Origin of the sequence: Pseudomonas idahonensis (assembly GCF_037903935.1) — a bacterium.
GTDB lineage: Bacteria > Pseudomonadota > Gammaproteobacteria > Pseudomonadales > Pseudomonadaceae > Aquipseudomonas > Aquipseudomonas danubii.
Genome location: NZ_CP149586.1, coordinates 5,976,738 through 6,001,833, shown reverse-complemented (window position 1 = coordinate 6,001,833; position 25,096 = coordinate 5,976,738). Strand labels below are relative to the sequence as shown.

The 25,096-nt window shown below is 61.2% G+C and carries 25 protein-coding genes; 16 read left to right on the top strand and 9 right to left on the bottom strand.

What is annotated here, in order from left to right:
* Positions 1–14 precede the first annotated feature (14 nt).
* Entirely contained in the window at positions 15–1,733 is a 1,719-nt protein-coding gene (locus tag WIN67_RS27145) for a C13 family peptidase (protein WP_102882339.1), read from the bottom strand.
* 103 nt (positions 1,734–1,836) lie between these two features.
* Positions 1,837–2,292, bottom strand: a complete 456-nt coding sequence (locus tag WIN67_RS27140) for a MaoC family dehydratase (RefSeq protein ID WP_102865338.1) — start codon at positions 2,290–2,292, stop codon at positions 1,837–1,839.
* 178 nt (positions 2,293–2,470) lie between these two features.
* Between WIN67_RS27140 and WIN67_RS27135 the strand changes: the two genes are divergently transcribed.
* The 3 genes from WIN67_RS27135 to WIN67_RS27125 are packed head-to-tail and all read left to right on the top strand — an operon-like array spanning position 2,471 to position 4,147.
* Positions 2,471–2,833, top strand: coding sequence for a CidA/LrgA family protein (locus tag WIN67_RS27135; RefSeq protein ID WP_110596251.1), 363 nt, complete (start codon positions 2,471–2,473; stop codon positions 2,831–2,833).
* Complete coding sequence (locus tag WIN67_RS27130; protein ID WP_102882337.1) at positions 2,830–3,546, top strand: LrgB family protein; 717 nt, start codon at positions 2,830–2,832, stop codon at positions 3,544–3,546. Before WIN67_RS27135 ends, WIN67_RS27130 begins: the two co-directional genes overlap by 4 nt.
* A 10-nt stretch (positions 3,547–3,556) precedes the next feature.
* Entirely contained in the window at positions 3,557–4,147 is a 591-nt protein-coding gene (locus tag WIN67_RS27125) for an LON peptidase substrate-binding domain-containing protein (RefSeq protein ID WP_102865341.1), read from the top strand.
* 43 nt (positions 4,148–4,190) lie between these two features.
* Here WIN67_RS27125 and WIN67_RS27120 read toward each other — a convergent pair whose 3' ends face one another.
* The gene (locus WIN67_RS27120) at positions 4,191–5,507 is read right to left on the bottom strand and encodes a bifunctional DedA family/phosphatase PAP2 family protein (RefSeq protein WP_102882336.1); all 1,317 of its coding nucleotides are present in this window, start codon (positions 5,505–5,507) and stop codon (positions 4,191–4,193) included.
* A 47-nt stretch (positions 5,508–5,554) separates the two neighbouring features.
* Entirely contained in the window at positions 5,555–6,241 is a 687-nt protein-coding gene (locus WIN67_RS27115; RefSeq protein WP_102882335.1) for a DNA-3-methyladenine glycosylase, read from the bottom strand.
* Positions 6,242–6,416: 175 nt separating this feature from the next.
* Between WIN67_RS27115 and WIN67_RS27110 the strand changes: the two genes are divergently transcribed.
* The 13 genes from WIN67_RS27110 (at position 6,417) to WIN67_RS27050 (ending at position 18,830) form a co-directional block, all read left to right on the top strand.
* Entirely contained in the window at positions 6,417–7,682 is a 1,266-nt protein-coding gene (locus tag WIN67_RS27110) for a glutamate-5-semialdehyde dehydrogenase (RefSeq protein ID WP_339070283.1), read from the top strand.
* Positions 7,682–8,326, top strand: a complete 645-nt coding sequence (gene nadD / locus WIN67_RS27105) for a nicotinate-nucleotide adenylyltransferase (RefSeq protein ID WP_102865345.1) — start codon at positions 7,682–7,684, stop codon at positions 8,324–8,326. The genes WIN67_RS27110 and nadD overlap by 1 nt, the downstream gene beginning before the upstream one ends.
* A gap of 60 nt (positions 8,327–8,386) precedes the next feature.
* On the top strand, positions 8,387–8,809 hold the full coding sequence (rsfS, locus tag WIN67_RS27100) for a ribosome silencing factor (RefSeq protein ID WP_015637171.1): 423 nt from the start codon (positions 8,387–8,389) through the stop codon (positions 8,807–8,809).
* Between the two features lie 9 nt (positions 8,810–8,818).
* Positions 8,819–9,286 carry a 23S rRNA (pseudouridine(1915)-N(3))-methyltransferase RlmH gene (gene rlmH / locus WIN67_RS27095; protein WP_011063671.1) on the top strand — a complete coding sequence of 156 codons (468 nt, stop codon included), beginning with the start codon at positions 8,819–8,821 and terminating at the stop codon, positions 9,284–9,286.
* Positions 9,287–9,298: 12 nt separating this feature from the next.
* Entirely contained in the window at positions 9,299–11,194 is a 1,896-nt protein-coding gene (mrdA, locus tag WIN67_RS27090) for a penicillin-binding protein 2 (protein WP_102865346.1), read from the top strand.
* Between the two features lie 31 nt (positions 11,195–11,225).
* The gene (gene rodA / locus WIN67_RS27085) at positions 11,226–12,329 is read left to right on the top strand and encodes a rod shape-determining protein RodA (protein WP_102865347.1); all 1,104 of its coding nucleotides are present in this window, start codon (positions 11,226–11,228) and stop codon (positions 12,327–12,329) included.
* A gap of 5 nt (positions 12,330–12,334) precedes the next feature.
* Entirely contained in the window at positions 12,335–13,357 is a 1,023-nt protein-coding gene (mltB, locus tag WIN67_RS27080; RefSeq protein ID WP_371826211.1) for a lytic murein transglycosylase B, read from the top strand.
* Positions 13,357–14,358 (top strand): septal ring lytic transglycosylase RlpA family protein, encoded by a 1,002-nt coding sequence (locus tag WIN67_RS27075; RefSeq protein ID WP_110596248.1) that lies wholly within the window; start codon positions 13,357–13,359, stop codon positions 14,356–14,358. Before mltB ends, WIN67_RS27075 begins: the two co-directional genes overlap by 1 nt.
* Before the next feature lie 177 nt (positions 14,359–14,535).
* Positions 14,536–15,693 (top strand): D-alanyl-D-alanine carboxypeptidase family protein, encoded by a 1,158-nt coding sequence (locus WIN67_RS27070; RefSeq protein WP_110596247.1) that lies wholly within the window; start codon positions 14,536–14,538, stop codon positions 15,691–15,693.
* Between the two features lie 80 nt (positions 15,694–15,773).
* Entirely contained in the window at positions 15,774–16,049 is a 276-nt protein-coding gene (locus WIN67_RS27065; RefSeq protein WP_011063665.1) for a DUF493 domain-containing protein, read from the top strand.
* Positions 16,049–16,696: a lipoyl(octanoyl) transferase LipB gene (gene lipB, locus WIN67_RS27060; RefSeq protein WP_102865351.1), complete on the top strand. Its 648-nt coding sequence runs from the start codon at positions 16,049–16,051 to the stop codon at positions 16,694–16,696. Before WIN67_RS27065 ends, lipB begins: the two co-directional genes overlap by 1 nt.
* Before the next feature lies 1 nt (position 16,697).
* Positions 16,698–17,720, top strand: coding sequence for a lipoyl synthase (gene lipA, locus WIN67_RS27055; RefSeq protein WP_102865352.1), 1,023 nt, complete (start codon positions 16,698–16,700; stop codon positions 17,718–17,720).
* Positions 17,721–17,882: 162 nt separating this feature from the next.
* On the top strand, positions 17,883–18,830 hold the full coding sequence (locus WIN67_RS27050) for a S66 peptidase family protein (RefSeq protein ID WP_102882331.1): 948 nt from the start codon (positions 17,883–17,885) through the stop codon (positions 18,828–18,830).
* Positions 18,831–18,873: 43 nt separating this feature from the next.
* On the opposite strand, the gene WIN67_RS27045 is transcribed toward WIN67_RS27050, so the two are convergent.
* From WIN67_RS27045 to leuS, 5 genes are all read right to left on the bottom strand, one after another.
* Positions 18,874–20,196 carry a lytic murein transglycosylase gene (locus tag WIN67_RS27045; RefSeq protein ID WP_110596246.1) on the bottom strand — a complete coding sequence of 441 codons (1,323 nt, stop codon included), beginning with the start codon at positions 20,194–20,196 and terminating at the stop codon, positions 18,874–18,876.
* A 63-nt stretch (positions 20,197–20,259) separates the two neighbouring features.
* Positions 20,260–20,421 (bottom strand): alternative ribosome rescue factor ArfA, encoded by a 162-nt coding sequence (arfA, locus tag WIN67_RS27040; RefSeq protein WP_007927093.1) that lies wholly within the window; start codon positions 20,419–20,421, stop codon positions 20,260–20,262.
* A 156-nt stretch (positions 20,422–20,577) separates the two neighbouring features.
* The gene (holA, locus tag WIN67_RS27035) at positions 20,578–21,615 is read right to left on the bottom strand and encodes a DNA polymerase III subunit delta (RefSeq protein WP_115581007.1); all 1,038 of its coding nucleotides are present in this window, start codon (positions 21,613–21,615) and stop codon (positions 20,578–20,580) included.
* 39 nt (positions 21,616–21,654) lie between these two features.
* Entirely contained in the window at positions 21,655–22,260 is a 606-nt protein-coding gene (lptE, locus tag WIN67_RS27030; protein ID WP_102882328.1) for an LPS assembly lipoprotein LptE, read from the bottom strand.
* Between the two features lie 89 nt (positions 22,261–22,349).
* Complete coding sequence (gene leuS, locus WIN67_RS27025; RefSeq protein ID WP_102882327.1) at positions 22,350–24,956, bottom strand: leucine--tRNA ligase; 2,607 nt, start codon at positions 24,954–24,956, stop codon at positions 22,350–22,352.
* Positions 24,957–25,096 lie beyond the last annotated feature (140 nt).

Genomic DNA, 25,096 nt, shown 5'->3' with positions numbered 1-25,096 from the left:
GATACTGTTTCAGCTTAGTTGCTCTGTGCTTCCTTGCTGCCTATAGAGACACTTTGCAGCGCTTTTCGTGCCTGCTGTTTGCGCAATTGTTGCCAATGCGCGATGACGCCTTTGGGGGCCCAGATCTGTGGTTCTGACGCTTCGAAACCATCGGCCTGTTCACGTTCGGCCACTGTCGCCCGGGCCAGCTTGAAGGCGTGCTCCAGGTCATCGGTCTGGTTCAGTGCCTGGGCGAATAAAGCATCGCCGAAGTAGGTGAAGTCGGCTTCTTCGGAACAGCCGAAAGACACCCGGTCGGCCTGGGAGGCGGTCATGATCAGGGTTCGTTCGTCCTTGAGCGCAGGGATGAAACCGCCCGAGTAGCAGGACGAGATGACAATGATCTTGTCGCGGTTTTTCAGGGGGGCCAAGGCAATGGCCAGTTCATCGGCTGGTAGGTCGGTCAACTCCATGCGCGGCTGATCCAGCACCAGTTCGTGCTCGCTGGTGCCATGGCTGGTGAGGTAGATGAACACCAGGTCCTCGGGGCCGCTGCGTTCGGCCAGGGTCTGTGCGGCGCGGCGCAGGTTCTCACGGGTGGCCATGGGCCGGTTCATCAGGTGGTCCCGGTGGTTGACCAGGCGGATCTGACCGTGGGCGCCGAAGCGGCTCGCGAGCATGTTGCTGACGTAGTCGGCTTCGCGCAGGAAGACGCTCTGCTTGCCGTCGCCGGCCAGGGTCAGGCTATAGAGTTCGATGGTCGGGCTGGAGGCAGGCACCGCATCGAGGGCCTCCTTGAGCAGGCGACCCTGGACCAGCAGAGCAGTTTCCAATGGGTCAGGCAGTAGTTTGCCGTCGGCGTCGCGAACCCGCATGCCATTGCTCCAGACACCGCTTTGCACACTGCCATCGCGCAGCACCAGCACACCGTGGCCCTGGTAGTTGTCGCTGTCGAAGCCGCCGATGTAGAAGCTGCCGTCACTGAGGTTCAGTCGTCCTTCGCCGCTGAAGCGCCAGTCGCTGAAGGTGCCGACATAATGGCTGCCATCGGCGCCGATCAGCTCGCCCTTGCCACCCAGGGCACCTTCCTTGAACTGGCCGATCCAGACGTCGCCGTCGGAGTTTTCGTAGCGGCCCTTGCCATTGAGCTGGTTGTGTTTGAAACCACCGACATAAATGTCGCCTTCGGCGCTGTTGAAGGTGCCGTTGCCTTCCAGTTGGCCGTTGACGAAGTTGCCGCTGAACTGGTTGCCGCTGGCATCGCTGCGCTGGCCTTCGCCATTGGGCTTGCCCTTGGCGAATTGCCCCTGGTACTGGCTGCCGTCCTCCAGTTCCAGGCGGCCCAGGCCCGAGTACAGGTCGGCCTTGAACTCGCCGCGATAGGTCATGCCGTCTTCTTTTAGGGTGCCTTCGCCGTCCCGGCGGCCTAGTTTGAAGCCGCCGCTGTAGCTGCTGTCCTTGGTGGTCAGGGTGCCTTGTCCGTGGAACAGCCCTTGCTGGAACTGGCCGCGATAGACCTCGCCATTGCTGCCATGCCATTCGCCCTGGCCATGCCATTGGCCCTTGTCGAACTGGCCGGCGTACCAGCTGCCGTTGGGGTAGTCGATGCGTCCCTGTCCCTGGAGCAGGCCATTGACCAGGTCGCCGCGATAGCGCCCGCCGTCGGGCAGTCGGGCATCGGGCGGCAACAGCGATTCGCCGTCTCCGCAAGCGCTGAGCAAGAGAGTCAAGACCAGGGGTACAAGTGGGCGCATAACGGGTTCCGGATAATTAGGGGACCGAGTATGCCGCAGCGGTGTGACTTATATATAGAGAGGTTGAGCGAAACAGCATGAGCTGTTTCGCATCAGGGACATTTCAGACGAAGCAGAGCGAAAGAGGCTCAGCGATATAGGCAGGTTTTTCCTCGCCGTCGATTTCCAGGGTGGCCGTGGCCTTGAGCAGCCATTGGCCGGGCTTCTTCTCGGTGACGTCGGTCAGTTCGACCTTGAGACGCACCTTGGAGTCGACTTTCACCGGCTGGATGAAGCGCACGCTGTCCAGGCCATAGTTGACCACCATCTTCAGGCCCTCGGGCAGCACGAGGATGTCTTCCATCAGTTTGGGGATCAGCGACAGGGTCAGGAACCCATGGGCGATGGTGGTGCCGAACGGCGTTTTCGCTGCCTTGACCGGGTCCACGTGAATGAACTGGAAGTCGCCAGTGGCTTCGGCGAACAGGTTGATACGCTCCTGGTCAATGGTGAGCCACGCGGAACGTCCGAGTTCCTTCCCGACATAATCTTTGAGCTCTGCAACAGGAACATAGGGCATTGAGACTCTCCTTGGTTCAACGATTTTTTAGTATTCGACCCAGTGCTTTGTGGTCTGAAGTATCCACTTTAGATCATCATGGCGATCCTTCCCGGTAAACATCCATGCTTTTGGCGAATGCCGGTTCATAGCGCCTGCGTGCTTATAATGCGCCACGGGATCTGGCTGGAGAGGCGGTATGTTGTTACGCGGTTTGACATGGCTGGTGCTGTTCCAATTGCTCGGCACGGCGCTCAATCATCTGCTGTTGCCCGTACTTCCCGGGCCGATCATCGGCCTGTTGTTGCTGCTGGTTTTTCTGGTGGTGCGCGGCGAAGTGGGCGAGCCGTTGAACCTGGCAGCCAGCAGTTTGCTGCGATACCTGCCGCTGTTACTGGTGCCGCCTGCGGTCGGAGTGATGGTCTATGCCCGGGATATTGCCGCGGACTTCTGGGCGATCAGTGGCGCGCTGGTGCTGTCTCTGGTGATCTCCATGGCCTTTGTCGGTGTGCTGATGCAGCGTCTGGTCAAGCGCCAGTCCCGCCGGGAGGACAGTCAATGAGTGTTGATTGGCAAGGCGCCTGGGCGGCGGTGATTCACCATCCGCTGTTCGGCATCGGCATCACCCTGGGCGCCTACCAGTTGGTGCTGGCGGCCTTTGAGAAAACTCGCTGGATGTTCCTGCAGCCGGTACTGGTGTCCATGCTGCTGGTGATCGGTGTGCTGCTCGGCTGTGGTTTGAGTTATGCGGAGTACCGCAAGAGCACCGAGATTCTGAGCATTCTGCTGGGCCCTGCCACGGTGGCCCTGGCGGTGCCCCTGTACCTCAACTTGCGGCGCATCCGCCAATTGTTCTGGCCGATATTGACTACGCTGGTGGTGGGCGGGGTGCTGGCCACCAGCCTGGGGGTACTGCTGGGGTGGTGGTTCGGTGCTGAGCACATGATCCTCATGACCATGGCACCCAAGTCGGTGACTTCGCCGATCGCTATGCTGGTGGCCGAGCAGATTGGTGGCGTCGCGGCTCTGGCGGCGGTGTTCGTGCTGATTACCGGGGTGATCGGGGCGATCTTCGGCCCGAGTATCCTCGACCGCCTGGGCGTTCATGGGCCTGAGGCGCGAGGCATGGCCCTGGGCATGACCGCCCATGCGGTGGGCACTTCGGTGGCCTTGCAGGAGAGTGAGGAGTGCGGCGCCTTTGCGGCGCTGGCCATGAGTCTGATGGGCGTGGCCACGGCGGTACTGCTGCCGTTGGCGGTGTCTTTGCTGGTTTAAGGATGGGTGTATGAGCCTGGCGCTGTTTCCTTTGAATACCGTGCTGTTCCCTGACTGCATCCTCGATCTGCAGATTTTCGAGGCGCGTTACCTGGACATGATCGGCCGCTGCATGAAGCAGGGTTGCGGCTTCGGAGTGGTGTGCATCCTGGAGGGCGAGGAGGTCGGTACGGCCGCGCCAGGTTATGCCCTGGTGGGTTGCGAAGCACTGATTACCGACTTTCACCAGCAGGACAATGGACTGCTGGGAATCAGGGTCAAGGGTGGTCGACGCTTCCGCGTGCTGGAGAGCGAAGTGCAGAAAGACCAACTGACGGTGGCCCAGGTCCAGTGGCTGGCGGAGGCTGCGGAGCAACCATTGCAGGATGAGGACGCAGACCTGATCGCGCTGCTCAAGGCTCTGGCCGAGCATCCGATGGTGGAGGCCCTGGACATGGGCAGCGAGGCCCAGGGGCAATTGTCCCTGGCCAATCAGCTGGCCTACCTGTTGCCCTTTTCCGAGCAGGACAAGATCGACCTGCTGCAACTGGATGATCCGCAGCAGCGTCTCGATGCCATCCAGCAACTGCTGGATGAACTGCAGGGCGAACTCTTCGCCTGAGTCCTGAACCTCTAGCGGCAGCTACGGGTTGCCGCTTGCACGCTTAATAGGCGTATCGCAGCAGGGCGTGAGGCAGATGCCGTGTCGCCATGAACCCGCACATCAACAGCATGACTGGCAGTAGCAGCCACCAGACCTTGGCCGACATCGGCTTGAGCGATTCTTGCCATTGAATCAGGGTCAGGCTGGCGGCGCAGACACAGGTCGCGAGCATGGCGCCGGCGAGAATGTCGGTTGGCCAATGGGCCCCCAAGTAGACCCGGGACAAGGCAATGGATGCCGCCGGCAGGCAGCCCAGCAGCAGCCAGGTCAGGCGCATTCGTGGTGGCTGGCCACGGCCTGCCAATACCGCCAGGGTCAGGAACAGGGCGAAGGAGCCAGAAGAGTGCCCGCTGGGCATGCTGAAACTGGTGAGGGGCTCGGTCAGGACCTCGGGACGCACCCGTGCAAAGAACCATTTGCTGCCAGTGTTGGCCAGTGCGGTGCACATCAGGGTGGCGCCGGCGAATACGGCGTGACGCCATTGGCGCAGGGCCAGAAGTAGCAGGGTCAGTACCGCGCTGATGATGAACATGGCGCGAAACTCGCCGATCTGGGTGACCATCACCATGATCTTGTCCAGGGTCGGGTTCCGGTGTTCCTGCACCAGGGCGATCAGCCCCTGGTCGAACTGCGTGAGATAGGGGTAACCGATGAACAGCCCTGCCAGGATCAACAGACTCAGGCCGGACATCAGCAGGGTAGCCCGACGATGGCGGCGCAGGCTGCTGGCGACGCTCAAGCCGATCAGTATTGCGAGGCTGCCGGCCACGACACCGGCTTGTGGCCAGAAGCCTTCGGGCAGCGGCAGGCGAATCGCCGCACCCGTGGCCCAGCCTGGCAGCAGGTAAGCCACCGACCAGCCCGCGGCTGCCAGCAGGCTGACGGCGAAAAATCGTACAAATGGCATGTCGAACATGCCAGCAACCATTGGCAACATTGGCCGCAGCGGGCCGATGAAGCGTCCTACCAGCAGACTGGCGATGCCGTAACGCTGAAAATAGGCTTCGGCGCCGTTGATCCATTCCGGATGATGGCGCAGTCCTGGCAGGCGCCGGATGCTCTGGTGAAAGTGACGCCCCAGCAGGTAGGACACCACGTCCCCGAGCAAACCGCCGAACAACCCCAGAAGCAGGGTTTCTCCCAGTGACAGCGCGCCGTTGCCCGCCAGCACGGCAATCGCGAACAGCAGCACCGTTCCCGGAACAATCAGGCCGGCAATGGCCAGGCACTCCACGCAGGCCACAATAAATACAGCGGCGGCTAGCCACTGCGGGTTGGTGGTCAGCCAGGCGGTCACGCTGTCGAGCCATGGGCCCATAATTTCAACTCCATTGTCAGTGTCTGGCGGGTACGGGGTTGCGCTAATCAGTCGAGGATCAGGTAGTCGCGACCTTCGACTTGGCCACGGCGCAGCGGGTTCCGTGTGCAGTAGGGCGCATAGGCGGCATCGACGAAGCGGTACATCAGGTGTTCGTCACGACCGTGGGGGATACCCAGGCGGGTGGTCTGGATGATGTGCGGCACGGCGCTGCCGACGTCCTCGACGAAAAGGGTTTCGTGATCGAAGCGCTTTGCATCCCAGACTGGGACTTTCAAGCCCATGGCCTTGCATAGCAGGGTCTGGCCGGCGCAGAGCTTTTGCGAGGGGCGCGGCCGGCCGCTGGCGTCCGGGTTGTTCAGCAGCATCTGCGCCAGGCTGGCCGGGCCGGAGACGGCGTCGACCCAGGGATAGGCGGACTTGATCAGTACCGCATTGCCGGGGCCCTGAGCGCTGAAGTTCAGCGAGTCGCCACCGCGTGCGTAATACATATAGATGTGGCCGCCATCGAGAAACAAAGCCTTACGTTTTTCTGTGTAGCCGAGGGAGGCGTGGCTGCCTTTTTCCTCGCAGTAATAGGCTTCGGTTTCGATAATGCGCGCGGATAACCACAGCTCGCCGACTTTATGGCGAATGACTTTGCCCAGCAGTTCACGGGCCAAAAGCTCGGCGTCACGGTCGAAAAAGCCGTCAGGCAAGGCTTTGGGCGGGTTCGCAGAGGTCAGGATGGACATGGTGACGAGGGTTATGGCGGAAAAAGTGACGTAATGGTAACAACTCCAGGCTTAATTCAGGCTGAACTGCGGGTATTTACACTCCATTTCGACCATCCGCCCGTGACCGCTGTCCGTGAACGGGCGCGACAGCTATAATCAGCCGCTTTCCTCTTTGCCAAGACCACACCAGACCATGACTGAGTCCGTTCTTGACTACATGACCCGTTTGGGTCGCGCTGCCCGCCAAGCTTCCCGGGTGATCGCCCGTGCCACCACTGCGCAGAAGAACCGTGCGCTGTTGGCGGCTGCCGATGCCTTGGACGCTGCGCGACCGGAGCTGACCGCAGCCAACGAGCAGGACCTGGCCAACGGCCGGGCCAATGGTCTGGAACCGGCTCTGCTGGATCGTCTGGCGCTGACTCCGGCGCGTATCGATGAAATGATCGAAGGCCTGCGTCAGGTGGCCAAACTGCCTGACCCCATCGGTGAAATTCGCGATATGCGCTACCTGCCTTCGGGCATCCAGGTGGGCAAGATGCGCGTGCCCCTGGGAGTGATCGGCATCATTTACGAGTCCCGTCCGAACGTGACCATCGATGCTGCCAGCCTGTGTCTGAAGTCTGGCAACGCCACCATCCTGCGGGGTGGTTCCGAGGCCATTCATTCCAACCGTGCCATTGCCATCTGTATTCAGCAGGGATTGGCGGCTGCCGATTTGCCGCCTCACGTGGTGCAAGTGGTGGAAACCACCGATCGCGCCGCGGTGGGCGCGCTGATCACCATGCCCGAATTTGTCGACGTAATTGTGCCTCGTGGCGGCAAGAGCCTGATCGAGCGGGTCAGCCGCGACGCCAAAGTGCCGGTGATCAAGCACCTGGATGGCGTCTGCCACGTGTATATCGATGTGGCGGCGGACCTGGACAAGGCGATTCGTATTGCCGATAACGCCAAGACCCAGCGCTACGCGCCGTGCAACACCATGGAAACCCTGCTGGTTCACGCCGCCATTGCCGAGCGCGTATTGCCGCCATTGGCTGCGATCTATCGCGACAAGGGCGTCGAGTTGCGTGGCTGCGAGCAAACCCGAGGAATTCTTGGCGCCGATGTGCTGCAAGCGACCGAAGAAGACTGGCGCACCGAGTACACCGCGCCGATCCTCTCGATCCGGGTGCTGGACAACCTGGAACAGGCCATCGAGCACATCAACACCTACGGCTCGCACCATACTGACTCCATCGTCACCGAGAACTTCAGTGACGCTCGGCGCTTCCTCAATGAAGTGGACTCCAGTTCGGTCATGGTCAATGCCTCTACGCGCTTTGCCGACGGTTTCGAATATGGCCTGGGCGCTGAGATCGGCATTTCCACCGACAAGCTGCACGCCCGTGGCCCGGTGGGCCTGGAAGGCTTGACCAGCGAGAAGTATGTGGTTTTCGGCGACGGTCACGTGCGCACTTGATGGGCAAACGTATCGGTCTGCTGGGCGGCACCTTCGATCCAGTGCATATCGGCCACTTGCGTGGTGCGCTGGAGGTGGCTGAATCCATGCAACTCGATGAGCTGCGCCTGACACCCAGTGCCAGGCCGCCGCATCGGGATACACCGCAGGTGTCGGCGCTCGATCGTCTGGCGATGGTCGAATATGCGGTGGCGGGCGTTTCACCCCTGGTGGTGGACGACCGTGAGCTGAAACGGGACAAGCCGTCCTACACCATCGACACCCTGGAGCAGATGCGGGCCGAGTTGGCCGCGGATGACCAGTTGTTTCTGTTACTGGGCTGGGACGCGTTTTGCGGCCTGCCCACCTGGCATCGTTGGGAAGAATTACTCCAGCATTGCCACATCCTGGTGCTGCAACGCCCGGATGCCGACAGCGAGCCACCGGATGCCTTGCGCAACCTGTTGGCGGCGCGCTCGGTGAGCGACCCACTGGCCCTGCAAGGGCCGGGGGGACACATTGCATTCGTCTGGCAGACGCCGCTTGCGGTGTCCGCCACCCAGATCCGTCAACTGCTGGCCAGCGGTAAGTCGGTACGTTTCCTGGTGCCTGACGCGGTCCTGGCCTATATCGATGCTCACGGACTTTACCGTGCGCCGAACTGAAGGAACGCTGCCGGCCTGTGCTGAGCGGCGCTCCAAACATACGAGCTGAACGAGTTTTATATGACTAACCAAGTAATGAAAGGCGAAGATCTGGTCAAGGTGGCTGTTGCCGCGCTGGAAGACGTCAAGGCCCAGGATGTCCTGGTGATCGATGTTCGCGACAAGCAAAGCATCACTGACTACATGATCATCGCCACTGGTACCTCCAATCGCCAGATCGGCGCGATGCTGGAAAAGGTCCGCGAAATGGTCAAGGCCCAGGGCGTGCGTCCGCTGGGTGAAGAAGGCAAGGGCGACAGCGACTGGGTGCTGCTGGACCTGGACGATGTGATCGTGCACATGATGACTGCCTCGGCTCGTCAGTTCTATGACCTTGAGCGTCTGTGGCAGGGCGCCGAGCAGAGCCGCGCGGCCGATGGCAAGCACCACAGCCCGGAGCATGGCCACGAGCACTTCACCAAGCTCAACAAAGACCAGCAATAAGGGACAGTTGTGCGCCTGCGTCTGATCGCTGTTGGTTCACGCATGCCCAAGTGGGTGGAAGAGGGTTGGCACGAGTATGCCAAGCGTCTGCCCTCCGAGCTGGCGCTGGAACTGGTGGAAATTCCGCTCAATACCCGGGGCAAGAACGCCGACGTGGCTCGCTTTATCCGTCAGGAAGGCGAAGCCATGCTGGCCAAGGTCGGGCATAACGAGCGCATCGTCACCCTCGAGGTGCACGGCAAACCCTGGAGCACCGAGCAGTTGGCGGTGGAACTGGATCGTTGGCGTCTCGATTCGCGCACCGTGAATTTCATGGTCGGCGGCCCGGAAGGGCTGGCGCCGGAAGTCTGTGCGCGAGCGGATCAGCGCTGGTCGCTGTCACCGCTGACCTTGCCGCACCCGCTGGTGCGGATTCTCATCGGTGAACAGCTGTATCGCGCCTGGACCGTGTTGTCCGGGCACCCTTACCACAAGTAGCCCGCGCCCCTAATGTCCCAGCCGATCCGCATCAAGGACCACGAAAAAGACGCCCGTCTGGTGCGTAGCCGGGTCGTGTTCGGCGCCATTATGGTGGTCTGCCTGATTGGCGTGCTGATTGCCCGGCTGTATTACCTGCAGGTGATTCAGTACGACTATCACTCCACACTGTCGGAGAACAATCGGGTGCATGTGCAGCCGATTCCTCCGACTCGCGGACTGATTTTCGACCGCAATGGCGTGGTAGTTGCTGATAACCGGCCCAGTTTCAGCCTGAGCATGACCCGCGAACGTTCCGGCAACTGGCAGCAGGTCCTCGATGTGATTGTCGAGGTGCTGGAACTGACCCCGGAAGACCGGGTGCTGTTCGAAAAGCGCATGAAACAGGGGCGGCGCCCTTTCGAACCGGTGCCGATCCTGTTCGAGTTGACGGAAGAGCAGATAGCCCGCATTGCGGTGAACCAGTTCCGTCTGCCCGGGGTGGAAGTGGTTGCGCAACTGGTCCGGCACTACCCGCAGGGCGCGCACTTTGCGCACTCCGTGGGCTATATGGGACGGATCAACGAGAAAGAGCTGAAGTCCCTGGACCCGGTGAACTACAGCGGCACCCACCATATCGGCAAGACTGGCATCGAACGTTTCTACGAGCCGGAATTGCATGGCCAGGTGGGTTACGAGGAAGTTGAAACCAACGCCCGTGGCCGAGTGCTGCGGGTGCTCAAGCGCACCGATCCGATTCCCGGCAAGGACATTGTCCTGAGCCTGGATATCAAGTTGCAGGAGGCCGCGGAGCTGGCTCTGGGCGGCCGCCGCGGTGCGGTGGTGGCGCTGGACCCGAGCACCGGTGAGGTTCTGGCGATGGTCAGCCAGCCAAGTTTCGATCCGAACCTGTTCGTCACCGGTATCAGCTTCAAGGCTTATGCCGAATTGCGTGATTCCATTGATCGGCCGCTGTTCAACCGGGTGCTGCGCGGTCTGTATCCACCGGGTTCGACCATCAAGCCGGCGGTGGCGATTGCCGGGCTGGATGCCGGGGTGGTGACGGCCTCGTCCCGCGTCTACGACCCGGGCTACTACCAACTGCCCAACTACGATCACAAGTACCGCAACTGGAACCGAAGCGGTGACGGTTATGTCGACCTGGACACCGCGATCATGCGGTCCAACGACACCTATTTCTATGACCTGGCCCACAAGCTGGGGATCGATCGGCTCTCGGCCTACATGACCAAGTTCGGCATCGGCCAGAAGGTCTCCCTGGACATGTTCGAGGAATCCCCCGGGCTGATGCCGACCCGCGAGTGGAAGCGTGCCACCCGGCGTCAGGCCTGGTTCCCGGGAGAAACCCTGATTCTCGGGATCGGCCAGGGCTACATGCAGTCGACGCCGTTGCAACTGGCTCAGGCGACCGCTCTGGTTGCCAGCAAGGGCAAGTGGAACCGACCACACCTGGCCAAGAGCATCGAAGGCGAGAAGCCGGTGGATCACAACCCGATGCCGGACATCGTCCTGCGCGACCCGTCGGACTGGATGAGGGTCAATCACGGCATGCAGCAGGTGATGCACGGCGCCCGCGGCACTGCGCGCAAGGCTGCGGTTGGTTCGCAGTACCGGATTGCCGGCAAGAGTGGTACCGCCCAGGTGGTGGCGATCAAGCAGGGCGAGAAATACGACCGCTCCAAGGTTCAGGAGCGCCATCGCGACCACGCGCTGTTTGTCGGCTTCGCCCCGGCGGAAAACCCCAAGATCGTGGTTTCGGTCATGGTCGAGAACGGCGAGTCGGGCTCCGGCGTCGCGGCTCCCGTGGTGCGCCAGGTGATGGATGCCTGGCTTCTCGGCCAGGACGGCCAGCTCAAGCCTGAGTTCGCCAGCCCTATCAGCGCGGAGGCTACGGCCCGTGAAGAGTAATTTTGACCGCATCCTCTCCAGTGAGGATGTGATGCGCCGTCGTGCGACGCTGTTGCAGCGCCTGCATATCGATGGTCCCTTGCTGGTGTTGCTGCTGACGCTGGCCGCCGGCAGCCTGTTCGTGCTGTATTCCGCCAGTGGCAAGAGTTGGGATCTGCTGGCCAAGCAGGCCACGTCCTTCGGTATCGGCTTGGTGTCGATGATTGTCATCGCCCAGTTCGAGCCACGTTTCATGGCGCGCTGGGTGCCTCTGGGCTATGTGTTCGGCGTGGTGTTGCTGGTGGTGGTGGACGTCATGGGTCACAACGCCATGGGCGCGACCCGCTGGATCAACATTCCCGGGGTGATTCGCTTCCAGCCGTCGGAGTTCATGAAGATCATCATGCCGGCGACCATCGCCTGGTACTTGTCCAAGCGCACCTTGCCGCCGCATCTCAAGCATGTGGGGATCAGCCTGATACTGATCGGCATTCCGTTCATCCTGATCGTGCGTCAGCCGGACCTGGGCACCGCCCTGCTGATCCTGGCCGGTGGCGCCTTCGTGCTGTTCATGGGGGGGCTGCGCTGGCGCTGGATTCTGAGTGTGCTGGCGGCCGCAGTGCCGGTGGCCATCGCCATGTGGTTTTTCATCATGCATGACTACCAGAAACAGCGAATCCTGACTTTTCTCGACCCCGAGAGCGACCCCCTGGGCACGGGCTGGAACATTATCCAGTCCAAGGCGGCCATCGGTTCCGGCGGGGTTTTCGGCAAGGGTTGGCTGTTGGGTACGCAGTCGCACCTGGACTTTTTGCCGGAGAGCCACACCGACTTCATTATTGCGGTCATGGGCGAGGAGTTCGGCCTGGTGGGCATTTGTGCGCTGCTGCTGATCTACCTGCTGTTGATCGGGCGCGGGTTGGTGATCACCGCTCAGGCGCAGACGCTGTTCGGCAAGTTGCTCGCAGGCAGCCTGACCATGACGTTTTTTGTTTACGTTTTCGTCAACATCGGTATGGTCAGTGGCTTGTTGCCGGTAGTGGGGGTTCCGTTGCCGTTCATTAGCTACGGAGGAACTTCGCTGGTGACGCTACTGTCAGCGTTTGGGGTTTTGATGTCGATCCATACCCATCGCAAGTGGATCGCGCAGGTTTGATTAAGGTGAAGAATTCAATGCAAGTAATGCGTGGCTGGGCTGCTCGGCATGCGCCGTGGGTCGGCCTGGTAAGCATCCTTGGTGCAGCGCAACCCGCGTTCGCCGGTGATTACGAAGGTTCGCCGCAAGTGGCCGAATTCGTTGGCGAAATGACCCGGGACTATGGTTTTGCCGGGGAACAGCTGATGGGGGTGTTCCGCGAGGCCGAGCGCAAGCAATCGATTCTTGACGCCATTTCCCGGCCGGCCGAGCGGGTCAAGCAGTGGAAAGAATACCGGCCGATGTTCATCACCGACGCGCGCATTGCCCGCGGTGTGGATTTCTGGCGTCAGCATGAGGCGGTTCTGGCTCGCGCCGAGCAGGAATATGGCGTACCGGCCCAGGTCATAGTGTCGATTATCGGTGTTGAGACCTTTTTTGGGCGTAATACCGGCAATTACCGGGTGATCGATGCGTTATCTACCCTGGGCTTCGATTATCCGCCCCGTGCCGAATTCTTCCGTAAGGAACTGCGTGAGTTCCTGCTGCTGGTCCGTGAAGAGCAACTTGATCCCTTGAGCCTCAAGGGCTCCTACGCGGGAGCCATGGGGCTGCCGCAGTTCATGCCGAGCAGTTTTCGCGCCTATGCGGTGGACTTCGACGGTGATGGCCACATCAATATCTGGACCAACCCGGACGATGCCATCGGCAGCGTTGCCAGCTACTTCAAGCGTCATGGCTGGGTGGCCGGCGAGCCGGTGGTGAGTCGCGCCGACGTGCGTGGCGATCGCGTGGACGAAGGCTTGACCACAGGGATAGAGCCGACCAAGACGGTCGGGGAGTTGCGGGCCCTGGGCTGGTCGAGTCATGATGCGCTGCGCGATGATCTGCCGGTCACCGCTTTCCGTCTGGAAGGTGACAGTGGCCCGGAATACTGGATGGGCCTGAAGAACTTTTACGCGATCACTCGCTATAACCGCAGCGTGATGTATGCCATGGCCGTACATCAGTTGTCTGAACAACTGGTCCAAGCACGGGGCGTCAAGTAATGCTGGCAATGCCAATCCGCAAACCCCTGAAGCTGGTGGCTTTTGCCGCGTTGTCCTTGTTGTTGGTCAGTTGCTCGACGAGCCGCTCGCCGCAGCAGAAGTCCACGAGTGGCGTGCGCGCCATGCCGGGCCTGGACGTCAACCGTGCGCACAAGGATGGCGCGCCCTGGTGGGACGTCGACGTCTCGCGCATTCCCGATGCGACCCCGACCCTGCACACCGGCCCGTACAAGGCCAACCCCTATACGGTACTGGGCAAAACCTATTTCCCCATCCAGGAGTCCAAGAACTACGTGGCCTCCGGTACGGCGTCCTGGTACGGCACCAAGTTCCATGGTCAGAACACCGCCAATGGCGAGGTCTATGACCTGTACGGTATGAGTGCCGCACACAAGACCCTGCCCTTGCCCAGTTACGTGAAGGTCACCAACCTGGACAACAATCGCAGCGTGATCCTGCGGGTCAACGATCGTGGTCCGTTCTACTCCGACCGCATCATCGACCTGTCCTACGCGGCTGCAAAGAAGCTCGGTTATGCCGAGACCGGCACCGCTCGGGTCAAGGTCGAAGGCATCGATCCGCAGCAGTGGTGGGCCCAGCGTGGCCGTCCGGCGCCGTTGATGCTCAATGAGCCGCAAGTGGCGCAAAATAGCGCGCCGGTGATCACGGCTTCGGCCGGTACTGTCGAGCAATGGACGCCGCCGCCCCAGCAACACGCTGCCGCAGTGGTTCCCGTACAAGTTAAAAACACTCCTGCAGCCGCCTCAGGCCAGTATCTGCAGGTGGGGGCCTTCGCCAACCCGGACGCTGCGGAGCTGTTGAGGTCTAAATTGAGCAGCATGGTGAGCGCCCCGGTGTTCATCAGCTCGATCGTACGTAATCAGCAGACGCTGCATCGGGTACGCCTGGGGCCATTCGGCACGCCGGGTGAGGCTCAGCAAGCGCAGAACAGTGTGCGCTTGGCTAACCTTGGCCAGCCCAGTGTGGTGACTGCCGAGTAAGAAGATTGAAGGTCCGCTTGCGGTATTGGGGGGCGGACCCTGGTTGTTGGCTCGTCGAACAACAAAAGCCCGGCAAGGGTCAGTGAGTGAACAACTGAACACGCGACAGCCCTTTAGAAGGCTGTCTGAAATAGTTTTGCCCTCGGGCAAGTTTCCATTAGCAACTTCGAGAGACGGATGAACATCACCACCTTTGCCAAACGCCTGTGCCTGCTTGTCCCGCTGATCATCACGCCCGCCGCCTGGGCGGTCGAAGCGATGCCGTCGCCACCGCAACTGGCCGCCAAATCCTATGTGCTCATGGACGCCAGCAGCGGTAACGTGCTGGTAGAGAACAATGGTGACCAGCGCCTGCCACCGGCCAGTCTGACCAAGCTGATGACCGCCTACATCGCGACCCTGGAAATCCGTCGCGGCCAGATCGGCGAGAACGATCCGGTAACCGTCAGCGAGAATGCCTGGCGTACCGGCGGGTCGCGGATGTTCATCAAGGTGGGTTCGCAAGTCACCGTCAGCGACTTGCTGCACGGCATCATCATTCAGTCGGGCAACGACGCCAGCGTTGCGGTTTCCGAGCACATTGCCGGCAGTGAAGACGCTTTTGCCGACATGATGAACAAGACGGCTGCCGATCTGGGCATGAGCAACAGCCACTTCATGAACCCGACCGGCCTGCCGAACCCTGAGCACTACTCGTCGGCCCACGATATGGCGGTGCTGGCTCGCGCGATCATCCATGAAGACCCTGCCCACTATGCGATCTACTCGCAGAAGGAGTTCTTCTGGAACGGCATCAAGCAACCTAACCGTAACCTGCTGCTGTGGCGCGACAAGACCGTCGATGGTCTGAAAACCGGCCACACCGATGAAGCCGGCTACTGCATGGTGTCTTCGGCAGTACGCGATGGCATGCGTCTGATCGCCGTGGTGTTCGGCACCAACAGCGAGCAGGCCCGCGCCGCCGAAACCCAGAAGCTGCTGACCTACGGTTTCCGCTTCTTCGAAACCCAGACCTTCTACCAGAAAGGCACCGAGCTGGCTCAGGCGCCGGTGTGGAAGGGCACCACTCATCAGGTCAAGGCCGGTCTGGCTGAAGATCTGACCATGACCATGCCTAAAGGCCAGTTGAAAAAGCTCGCCGCCAGCATGACCATGAACCCGCAACTGGTTGCGCCGATCGCCAAGGGCGACGTGATTGGTAAAGTCGAAGTGAAACTGGACGACAAGGTGGTGCACAGCGCTGACCTGATCGCCCTGGAAGCGGTCGACGAAGGTGGTATCTTCCGCCGCATGTGGGATAGCATCCGTCTATTCTTCTACGGCTTGTTCAACTGATATTGTCGACCTGCATGGCCCTCGCTCCGAAGTGGAGCGGGGGCCATGTCCGTCGTCCGGCTTACGAGGCCGTTACTGCCATGACAGACACTGACGTTAAGTCGCACAAGATTGAATTCCCCGTCGATGACTACCCGATCAAGGTGATCGGTGACACGGTTGTCGGCTTCAAGGACACCGTGATCGAGATCCTCGCCAAGTACGCCAAGCTGGACATCAAGTCCCTCGCCGAGCGTCAGAGCAGCAACGGCAAGTACACCACGGTACAACTGCACATCACCGCCACCGGTGAAGACCAACTGCGTGATATCAATAGTGCCCTGCGTGCTACCGGTGTCGTCCACATGGTGCTGTGATGCCACAGACGCTGGGCTTTCGTGAGCTTGGCCTGATGGCTTACGAGCCGGTCTGGCAGGCCATGCAGCGCTTTACCAATGAACGTGGCACCAGCGCCCCAGACGAAATCTGGCTGGTGCAGCATCCGCCGGTGTTTACCCAGGGCCAGGCGGGCAAGGCCGAGCATCTGCTGCTGCCGGGAGATATACCGGTGGTGCAGGCCGATCGCGGCGGACAGGTGACTTATCACGGTCCCGGCCAGTTGGTGGCTTACTTGCTGCTGGATGTACGCAGGCTGGGATTCGGCGTGCGTGACCTGGTCAGTCGCATGGAGCAATGCCTGGTGGAGTTGTTGGCCAGCTACGGCGTGCCGGCGGCGGCCAAGCCCGATGCACCGGGTGTCTACGTCGAAGGGGCGAAAATCGCCTCCCTGGGCCTGCGTATCCGCCATGGATGTTCCTTTCATGGCCTGGCCTTGAACGTGGACATGGATTTGCAGCCGTTTCGACGGATTAACCCCTGTGGTTATGCCGGGTTGGCGATGACCCAGCTGAGCGACCATGCAGGGCCGATTGAATTTGCCGAGGTAAGTGCCCGGCTGCGTGCGCAGCTCGTCAAACACCTCGACTATGCTGAGCAGACGACCCTAACGGGCGGAATCGACTGATATGACTACTGCGCAAGACGCTGTTCAAACCCTGATCCCGACGGTGGATGTCTCCGAGCGGGCGCCACGTCCGAAAGTTGAAGCCGGCGTCAAATTGCGCGGTGCGGAAAAGGTTGCGCGCATTCCGGTGAAGATCATTCCGACCACCGAACTGCCGAAGAAACCGGACTGGATCCGGGTACGTATTCCGGTATCCCCGGAAGTCGACCGGATCAAGCAACTGCTGCGCAAGCACAAGTTGCACAGCGTCTGCGAAGAAGCATCCTGCCCGAACCTGGGCGAATGCTTCTCCGGCGGTACCGCAACCTTCATGATCATGGGCGACATCTGCACCCGTCGCTGCCCATTCTGTGACGTTGGCCACGGTCGTCCAAAACCTCTGGATGTCGACGAGCCGATGAACCTGGCAGTGGCCATCGCCGACCTGCGCCTGAAGTATGTGGTGATCACTTCGGTGGACCGCGACGACCTGCGTGACGGCGGTGCCCAGCACTTTGCCGACTGCATTCGCGAGATCCGCAAGCTGTCGCCGAACGTACAGTTGGAAACCCTGGTGCCCGACTACCGCGGTCGCATGGATGTAGCCCTGGAAATCACCGCTGCCACGCCACCGGATGTGTTCAACCACAACCTGGAAACCGTGCCGCGCCTGTACAAGGCTGCGCGTCCGGGCTCGGATTACCAGTGGTCGCTGACCTTGCTGCAGAAGTTCAAGCAACTGGTGCCCCATGTACCGACCAAGTCCGGCTTGATGCTGGGCCTGGGCGAAACCGACGACGAAGTCATCGAAGTCATGAAGCGCATGCGTGAGCACGACATCGATATGCTGACCCTTGGTCAGTACCTGCAGCCGTCCCGCAACCACTTGCCGGTTCAGCGTTTCGTGCATCCGGATACCTTCGCCTGGTTCGCCGAGGAAGGTTACAAGATGGGCTTCAAGAATGTCGCTTCGGGCCCGCTGGTACGTTCCTCGTATCACGCCGACGAACAAGCGAAACTGGCCAGAGAAGGCCTGGTTTCCTGATTTGCCTGCCCGCAAGGCTTGGGTCTTGCGGGCAGTTTCCCGGCTCTTTCGAGCACCTCTGCAGTCTCGGTTGTTTTTCGCCCACCCGGTCGCGTCCTCCTCTTCTGTTTAACGAGATTCATGGCTACTGTGCTTGAGTGAATTCACACAGGGAGAATCTGCATGCCCATCCAACCGACTGCTGCCCTTCATGCTCACCTGCCGGTGCCGGCACTGGCTGCGGAAGGCGTCATCGGCCTTATTGCCCCCGCCGGTCCCGCAGTGCTGGATACCGAAAAAGCCTTTCAATGGATGCGTTCCCGTGGCTATACGCTGCGGATCTTTCCCGGCGTCGGGCAGCAGGAGGGATATCTGGCTGGCAGCGACGAGGTGCGCCTCGATGACTTGCACAGCGCCTTTGCCGATAGCCAAGTCGACGCCATTGTGTGCCTGCGCGGGGGCTATGGCAGCCCGCGTTTGCTGGACAAGATCGACTTTGAGTTGCTGCGGCGCAACCCCAAGCCCTTTGTCGGCTACAGCGATATCACCGCCCTGCACCTGGCGATCAACCGCTATGCCGGGTTTGTGAGTTTTCACGGACCGATGCTCAATGCCGACCTGCTGGGTGACAAGCAACCGCCAACCGAGGCGTCCTTTTTCAACCTGCTCCGGGGCCAGGTAAAGGCGGGTAGTCTGCTGTCTCATCCCGTGGCTTTCCCATTGACCACTGTGGAGCCGGGCATTGCGTTGGGTGCGCTGTTGGGGGGGAATCTGTCGATGATTGCCTGCACGCTGGGCACGCCTTACGAAATCAATACCGACGGCGTCATCCTGTTTATCGAGGACGTCAACGAGCCGTTGTACCGTATTGACCGCTTGCTCAATCACCTGCGGCTGGCCGGCAAACTGGACAACCTGCGGGGCGTCTTGGTGGGGGATGTGGCCGGCGTGGACTTCAGCGCATTGTGCCGCCTGCTCAAGCAGACCTTCGAGCCGCTGCGGATTCCAGTGCTGGCAGGATGGCGCAGTGGCCATTGTGACCCGAACCTGACTTTGCCCATGGGCGCTCTGGTCAGGCTGGACGCAGGGGCGAGGGAGTTGACCCTGGCACAGGACGTGGTGTTCAAGTAGGACTGGCCCTGGCGAAGGGGGAACCCCTTCGCCAGCTCCGGGCTTAGCGGTTGCGCAGGCTGTCCAGCAACTTGTGAGTAGGGTAGCCGTCTGCGGGCCAACCCAATGCTTGCTGGGCGCTACGAATGGCTTTGCGGGTGTTGGCTCCGATGATGCCGTCGGGGTTGCCGGCGTCATACTGGTTGGCGTTGAGCAGGGTCTGCAATTCGATGCGCTCGGAGCGGCTCAGGGGCAGGTCGTCCTTGGGCCAGTCGCCACTGATCAGGCCGGCGCCGCCGAAGCGTTCGGACAGCAGGTTGACTGCCAGGGCGTAGGACGATGAGTTGTTGTACCTGAGCACCGCTCTGAAGTTATCCAGGATCAGGAACGCCGGCCCCCGATAACCCGCAGGCAGCAGCAAGGAGGCGGACAATTGCTCTGATCCGTAAGGCAGCGCCTTGCCATTGGCGGTTGTCATCCCCAGGCGCATCCACTCGGCCACGGTCTTGCGGGTGGAAGCATCGGCCAGGGCATAGTCGAAGCCGCTGTTGAGCTGGACTTCAACACCCCAGGGCTGACCCTTTTGCCATCCTGAGCTTTGCAGATAGTGGGCGGTGGAGGCCAGGGCGTCGGCCGGGCTGTTCCAGATATCGCGACGACCATCGCCGTCGAAGTCCACAGCGTGGGTGTTGTAGGTGGTTGGAATGAATTGGGTCTGGCCCATGGCCCCGGCCCAGGAACCCAGCATCTTCTCTGGCTGGATGTCGCCGTGTTGAATGATCTGCAAGGCGGCAATCAGCTGGCTGTTGGCAAAGGCCGGGCGCCGTCCCTCATATGCCAGGGTTGCCAGTGAGCGAATCACCGACTTGTTGCCCTGGAAGTCACCGAAATTGCTCTCCATGCCCCAAACGGCCACCAAGGTCTGGCGATCAACGCCATAGCGCTGTTCGATCCGTTGCAGGATGTCGCTGTACTGGACCAGCAGTGCCTTGCCCTTGCGTACCCGTACCGGGGACAGCGCGCCATCCAGGTATTCCCAGACGGGGCGGGTGAACTCCGGTTGGCTGCGATCGGCCTTGATCACGCTCATATCCGGGGTGACCCCGGCGAAGGCGCGGTCGAATACATCGGCGCGAATCCCGGCGCCCAAGGCTTCGGCGCGGAACGCGTTCATCCATTCATCGAAGGTCTGAGTGGGCTGGATGTCCAGATTGTCGACGGCCAGTGGTGCGACGGTGGCAGGTGCGGCAAGGGGGGCTGTCTGGAGGTTGGGTAGCGGCTGGGCGTCGGCGGCAGTGGGTTTCTCCGCGCAGGCGACGAGTAGAACAAGGCTGGAGGCAGCGATCAGTTGGCGCATGTGCCAACGACGAGAAAGACAAAAGGGCATGCACGGGTCCAGAGAGAATAACAATCAGGTGCAGACCTTATCATGCCAACGGGGTTCAGGGCTTTAGGCGGCCAGAAAGTAAGAAGCCTCCCAGCTTTTAGACTGGAAGGCTTCACGGCGGTAGCTGCCTTTGCCCTTGGCTGGGCGTTCCTGACGGCTGCGGAACAGTGGCTGGGCGATGATGGATTTGGCCTTGTTGGGGCCATGCTTGGATGGCTTGCTCATGGTGAGTGCTCGCTGTTTCAGGATGAGAAGTGTTGCGGCGCGAATCATCGGCCAGAGTGGCGTTGCTGTCTAGGGTCTGTTCCCGTTTGGTGACGAGCCGCGTTGCTGGGCCAAACGAGAACAGACCCTAGTGCAAGCAAAAGATAAGTAGCGCGATTATTCGGCAGGCAGGGCCAGGCGTTGGCCGGCCATCAGCAGCGACAGGCGGCTCAGGCTGCTCCAGGGCGAACCACTGGCTTGGCCCTTGATCTGGGCATCGATGCGCTGGGCATCCAGTAGCAATTGACCCCAACGTTGCGCCGAATAGCGCTGCAAGGCTTTGCTCATCAGGGGTTTGCGCTTGTCCCAGACGGGAGGGCGAGCCTGACTGAACACCTTGTCCAGTGGCACGCCCTGGCTGAATTGCAGTGCCAGGTTGGCCAGCAGTCGCAGTTCCCGGGACAGGGCCCAGAGAATGACCGGCGGTTCGACGCCTTCGCCCCTCAGTCCTTCAAGCATGCGCAAGGCATGGGCGGCCTCGCCGTTGAGAATCGCATCCACCAGCCCAAACACGTCGAAGCGAGCACTATCGGCCACGGCGGCCTGTACCGTTTCGACGGTGATCTGCCCACCTTCGGCCATCAGCTTGAGCTTTTCGATTTCCTGTGCGGCCGCCAGCAGGTTGCCTTCTACCCGGGCGGCGATCAGCTCGACGGCGTCCTGGCTGGCGGACAGGCCGGCCTGTGACAGGCGCTGGCGAATCCACTGTGGAAGCTGGTTGGCGTCCACCGGCCAGATCTGCACGAACTGAGTCTGGGCACCTTCGACCAGGGCCTTGCCCCACTTGGTCTTCTGTGCGCTGCCGTCGAGCTTGGGCAGGCTGATCAACAGCACCGTGTCTTCGGCCGGACGCGAACAGTATTCGATCAGTGCTGCTGCACCCTTGTCCCCAGGCTTGCCCGAAGGCAGGCGCAACTCCAGCAGGCGCTTTTCTGCGAACAGCGACATGCTGGCCCCTGCTTGCAGCAGGGTGCCCCAGTCGAAGCTGGCATCGGCGCTGAAGACCTGGCGCTCGTCGAATCCCTGCTGGCGCACGGCAGAGCGAATGGCGTCGGCGGCTTCCTGGCACAGCAGGGGATCGTCGCCGCTGATCACGTAGACCGGCGCTAGTGTGCCTTGCAGGTGTTTGCCGAGTTGGGCGGGGGCGAGTTTCATAGGCGGGGGCCAGAGGGGCGCCTGAGCGCCCCGCAAGGCTTACTGGTTCGGCAGTTCCAAGGGAGACTGTTGCGGAGTTTCCGCCTCAGCCTTGCGCGCGGCTTCCAGGGCGTCGGCTTCTGCCTTGGCTTTGGCCTCGGCGGTCGCCTGCAACTGAGCAAGTTGTTCCGGGGTCAGCAGTTGCAGACGGATCAGCATGCGCTGGATCAGGTCGCGACGCATTTCCTTGCGGGTTTCCGACGATTCCTGATCCGAACCAGTGATGTTGTTGCCGTCGTGCAGGAAGACTTTCTGCACTTCCAGCTTGTCGTTGAGCAGGTGCAGGTTGTCGTGAGTCAGGATCTCGTACCTGAGGGTTGTGCTGATCTCGTATTCGGCCGAGCTGCCACCGCCGGTGTAGCTGAGCGTGCGCTGGGAGTTTTCCTCATTCAGCAGCACCAGCTTGTAGGGCGCGCCGGCATGGACCCGCACGCCACTGTTTTCCAGTTGCTGCTGGAGCATTTTCACGGTGGTGCCGTAGGCGTCCCGAGCACTCAGGTCGAGCTCCTTGATGGTCAGCTCCTGGGTTCCCGTGCCGCGCAACTGGAAGCCACAGGCGCTCAGCAGAACAGCCAGGCCCATCACCAGCAGGTTACGTTTGATCATGTATTGCTCCCCTTGAAACCATATGGGCCAACCTTGTGGCCCTGAAGGTTTTGTTCGGCACCCGGTCCCGGACCGGGCGCCTGATCCAATTAGCTGGCGACGATGTTGACCAGTTTGCCAGGCACCACGATGACCTTGCGGATGGTCAGGCCTTCGGTGAAGCGCAGCACGTTCTCGTTGCTGCGCGCCGCAGCTTCGACTTCTTCACGGCTGGCGCTGGCCGGCATTTCGATCTGGCCGCGCAGCTTGCCGTTGACCTGGATGACCAGTTGCAGGCTGTCCTGAACCAGGGCGCTTTCGTCCAATACCGGCCAGCCTGCGTCGATCACCGGGTCGGCGTGACCCAGGCGATTCCACAGTTCGTGGCTGATGTGCGGGGTGATCGGCGCCAGCAGCAAGGTTACGGTTTCCAGACCTTCCTGAACCAGTGCGCGATCCTGCTCGGTACCTTGCGGGGCTTTTTCCAACACGTTCATCAGCGTCATCACCTGGGCGATGGCGGTGTTGAATTTGTGGTTCTGGCCCACGTCGTGGCTGGCCTGCTTGATGGCTTGGTGGATCGAGCGGCGAATGGCTTTCTGCTCGTCGTTCAGGCTGGCGATATCCAGTGTGCCCGGCAGGCCCTGGGTGACATGTGCTTGAGCCAGGCGCCAGACGCGCTTGAGGAAACGGTGCGAGCCTTCAACGCCGGAGTCCGACCATTCGGCACTCATGTCAGGTGGCGAGGCGAACATCATGAACAGGCGGCAGGTGTCTGCGCCGAACTGGTCAATCATCGACTGTGGGTCGACGCCGTTGTTCTTCGACTTGGCCATCTTCTCGGTGCCGCCGATTTCCACCGGCAGGCCGTCCGCGATCAGCTTGGCGCTGATGACCTTGGCCTTGCTGTCGCGTTCGAGTTCGACGTCCGCCGGGTTGAACCAGGTGTAGGCACCGTTGGCTTCACGACGGTAGTAGGTCTCGGCGATCACCATGCCTTGGGTCAGCAGGTTCTTGAATGGCTCGTTGGAGCTCACCAGGCCTTCGTCACGCATCAGCTTGTGGAAGAAGCGCGCGTAGAGCAGGTGCAGGATGGCGTGTTCGATACCGCCGATGTACTGGTCCACCGGCAGCCAATGGTCGGCTGCCGATTTTTCCACCAGGCCGCCTTCATAGTGCGGCGAGGCGTAGCGGGCGTAGTACCACGACGATTCGACGAAGGTGTCCATGGTGTCGGTTTCACGCTTGGCCGGTGCGCCGCATTTCGGGCAACTGCACTCGTAGAACTCAGGCATGCGTGCCAGGGGCGAACCGGCGCCGTCCGGCACCACATCTTCCGGCAACACGACCGGCAATTGGTCTTCCGGCACCGGCACATCGCCGCAGCTGTCGCAGTGGATGATCGGGATCGGGCAGCCCCAGTAACGCTGGCGGCTGATGCCCCAGTCCCGCAGGCGGAACTGGGTACGCGATTGGCCGAGGTTCTTCTTCAGCAGGGCCACTTCGATGGCGTCGAACGCGCCGGGGAAGTCCAGGCCGTTGAATTCGCCGGAGTTGATCAGTTCGCCGTGCTCGCCGTAAGCGTCCTGCCATGGGGCAGGCGTCTCATCGCCGGCGCTGGTGCGCACCACGGCCTTGATCGGCAGGCCGTACTTGCTGGCGAACTCGAAGTCGCGCTCATCGTGGGCCGGCACTGCCATTACTGCGCCATCGCCATAGTGCATCAGCACGTAGTTGGCGACCCAGACCGGAAGCTTCTCGCCAGTCAGTGGGTGCTCGACGAACAGCGAGGTCGGCAGGCCTTTTTTCTCCTGGGTCGCCATGTCGGCTTCGGCAACGCTGCCGCCTTTGCATTCGGCAATGAACGCCTGCAGCTCAGGGTTGTTGCGGGCGGCCAGGGTGGCCAGCGGGTGTTCGGCCGCGACGGCGACGTAAGTCGCGCCCATCAGGGTGTCGGGACGGGTGGTAAAGACTTTCAGGGTGCCGGTTTCGCCGATCGACGCCTGATCGTAAGGGAACTGCACTTCCATGCCACGGGACTTGCCGATCCAGTTGCGTTGCATGGTCTTGACCTGCTCGGGCCAGCCCGGCAGCTCGTCGAGACTCTCCAGCAGCTCATCCGCGTAGGCGGTGATCTTGAAGTAGTACATTGGGATTTCGCGCTTTTCGATCAGCGCCCCGGAGCGCCAGCCGCGGCCATCGATCACCTGTTCGTTGGCCAGGACGGTCTGGTCGACCGGGTCCCAGTTCACGGTGCCGTTCTTACGGTAGATCACGCCTTTTTCGAACAGGCGGGTGAACAGCCACTGTTCCCAGCGGTAGTAGTCCGGCTTGCAGGTGGTGACCTCACGAGACCAGTCCACCGCCAGGCCCAGGCTGCGCAGTTGGGTCTTCATGTAGGCGATGTTTTCGTAGGTCCACTTGGCCGGTGCGACGTTATTCTTCATCGCGGCGTTTTCCGCCGGCATGCCGAAGGCGTCCCAACCCATGGGTTGCAGGACGTTCTTGCCTTGCATGCGCTGGTAGCGGGAAATCACGTCGCCGATGGTGTAGTTGCGCACGTGCCCCATGTGTAGCTTGCCGCTGGGGTAAGGGAACATCGATAGGCAGTAGTAAGTTTCCTTGCCTGGCTGTTCTCTGACTTCAAAGGACTTTTGCTCATCCCAGAACGACTGGGCGGCGGCTTCGATTTCACGGGGCTGATAGTGTTCGTGCATGGCTACTTTTGTACTGAATAGGGGTGGCCTAATCCTCTTCAACGCAACCTCGGGTAGTGATGGCGCCAAATACGGCGTTTTTCAGGGCCCGGTGGAGCTGGAAGTGGAGTTACAGGAAGCGCCGTAGCATACATGACCGC

Coding starts and splice junctions, on each gene's coding strand:
- WIN67_RS27145 (WP_102882339.1), bottom strand. CDS start 1,733: ATGCGCCCACTTGTACCCCTGGTCTTGACTCTCTTGCTCAGCGCTTGC.
- WIN67_RS27140 (WP_102865338.1), bottom strand. CDS start 2,292: ATGCCCTATGTTCCTGTTGCAGAGCTCAAAGATTATGTCGGGAAGGAA.
- WIN67_RS27135 (WP_110596251.1), top strand. CDS start 2,471: ATGTTGTTACGCGGTTTGACATGGCTGGTGCTGTTCCAATTGCTCGGC.
- WIN67_RS27130 (WP_102882337.1), top strand. CDS start 2,830: ATGAGTGTTGATTGGCAAGGCGCCTGGGCGGCGGTGATTCACCATCCG.
- WIN67_RS27125 (WP_102865341.1), top strand. CDS start 3,557: ATGAGCCTGGCGCTGTTTCCTTTGAATACCGTGCTGTTCCCTGACTGC.
- WIN67_RS27120 (WP_102882336.1), bottom strand. CDS start 5,507: ATGGGCCCATGGCTCGACAGCGTGACCGCCTGGCTGACCACCAACCCG.
- WIN67_RS27115 (WP_102882335.1), bottom strand. CDS start 6,241: ATGTCCATCCTGACCTCTGCGAACCCGCCCAAAGCCTTGCCTGACGGC.
- WIN67_RS27110 (WP_339070283.1), top strand. CDS start 6,417: ATGACTGAGTCCGTTCTTGACTACATGACCCGTTTGGGTCGCGCTGCC.
- nadD (WP_102865345.1), top strand. CDS start 7,682: ATGGGCAAACGTATCGGTCTGCTGGGCGGCACCTTCGATCCAGTGCAT.
- rsfS (WP_015637171.1), top strand. CDS start 8,387: ATGACTAACCAAGTAATGAAAGGCGAAGATCTGGTCAAGGTGGCTGTT.
- mrdA (WP_102865346.1), top strand. CDS start 9,299: ATGTCCCAGCCGATCCGCATCAAGGACCACGAAAAAGACGCCCGTCTG.
- rodA (WP_102865347.1), top strand. CDS start 11,226: ATGCGCCGTCGTGCGACGCTGTTGCAGCGCCTGCATATCGATGGTCCC.
- WIN67_RS27075 (WP_110596248.1), top strand. CDS start 13,357: ATGCTGGCAATGCCAATCCGCAAACCCCTGAAGCTGGTGGCTTTTGCC.
- WIN67_RS27070 (WP_110596247.1), top strand. CDS start 14,536: ATGAACATCACCACCTTTGCCAAACGCCTGTGCCTGCTTGTCCCGCTG.
- WIN67_RS27065 (WP_011063665.1), top strand. CDS start 15,774: ATGACAGACACTGACGTTAAGTCGCACAAGATTGAATTCCCCGTCGAT.
- lipB (WP_102865351.1), top strand. CDS start 16,049: ATGCCACAGACGCTGGGCTTTCGTGAGCTTGGCCTGATGGCTTACGAG.
- lipA (WP_102865352.1), top strand. CDS start 16,698: ATGACTACTGCGCAAGACGCTGTTCAAACCCTGATCCCGACGGTGGAT.
- WIN67_RS27050 (WP_102882331.1), top strand. CDS start 17,883: ATGCCCATCCAACCGACTGCTGCCCTTCATGCTCACCTGCCGGTGCCG.
- WIN67_RS27045 (WP_110596246.1), bottom strand. CDS start 20,196: ATGCCCTTTTGTCTTTCTCGTCGTTGGCACATGCGCCAACTGATCGCT.
- arfA (WP_007927093.1), bottom strand. CDS start 20,421: ATGAGCAAGCCATCCAAGCATGGCCCCAACAAGGCCAAATCCATCATC.
- holA (WP_115581007.1), bottom strand. CDS start 21,615: ATGAAACTCGCCCCCGCCCAACTCGGCAAACACCTGCAAGGCACACTA.
- lptE (WP_102882328.1), bottom strand. CDS start 22,260: ATGATCAAACGTAACCTGCTGGTGATGGGCCTGGCTGTTCTGCTGAGC.
- leuS (WP_102882327.1), bottom strand. CDS start 24,956: ATGCACGAACACTATCAGCCCCGTGAAATCGAAGCCGCCGCCCAGTCG.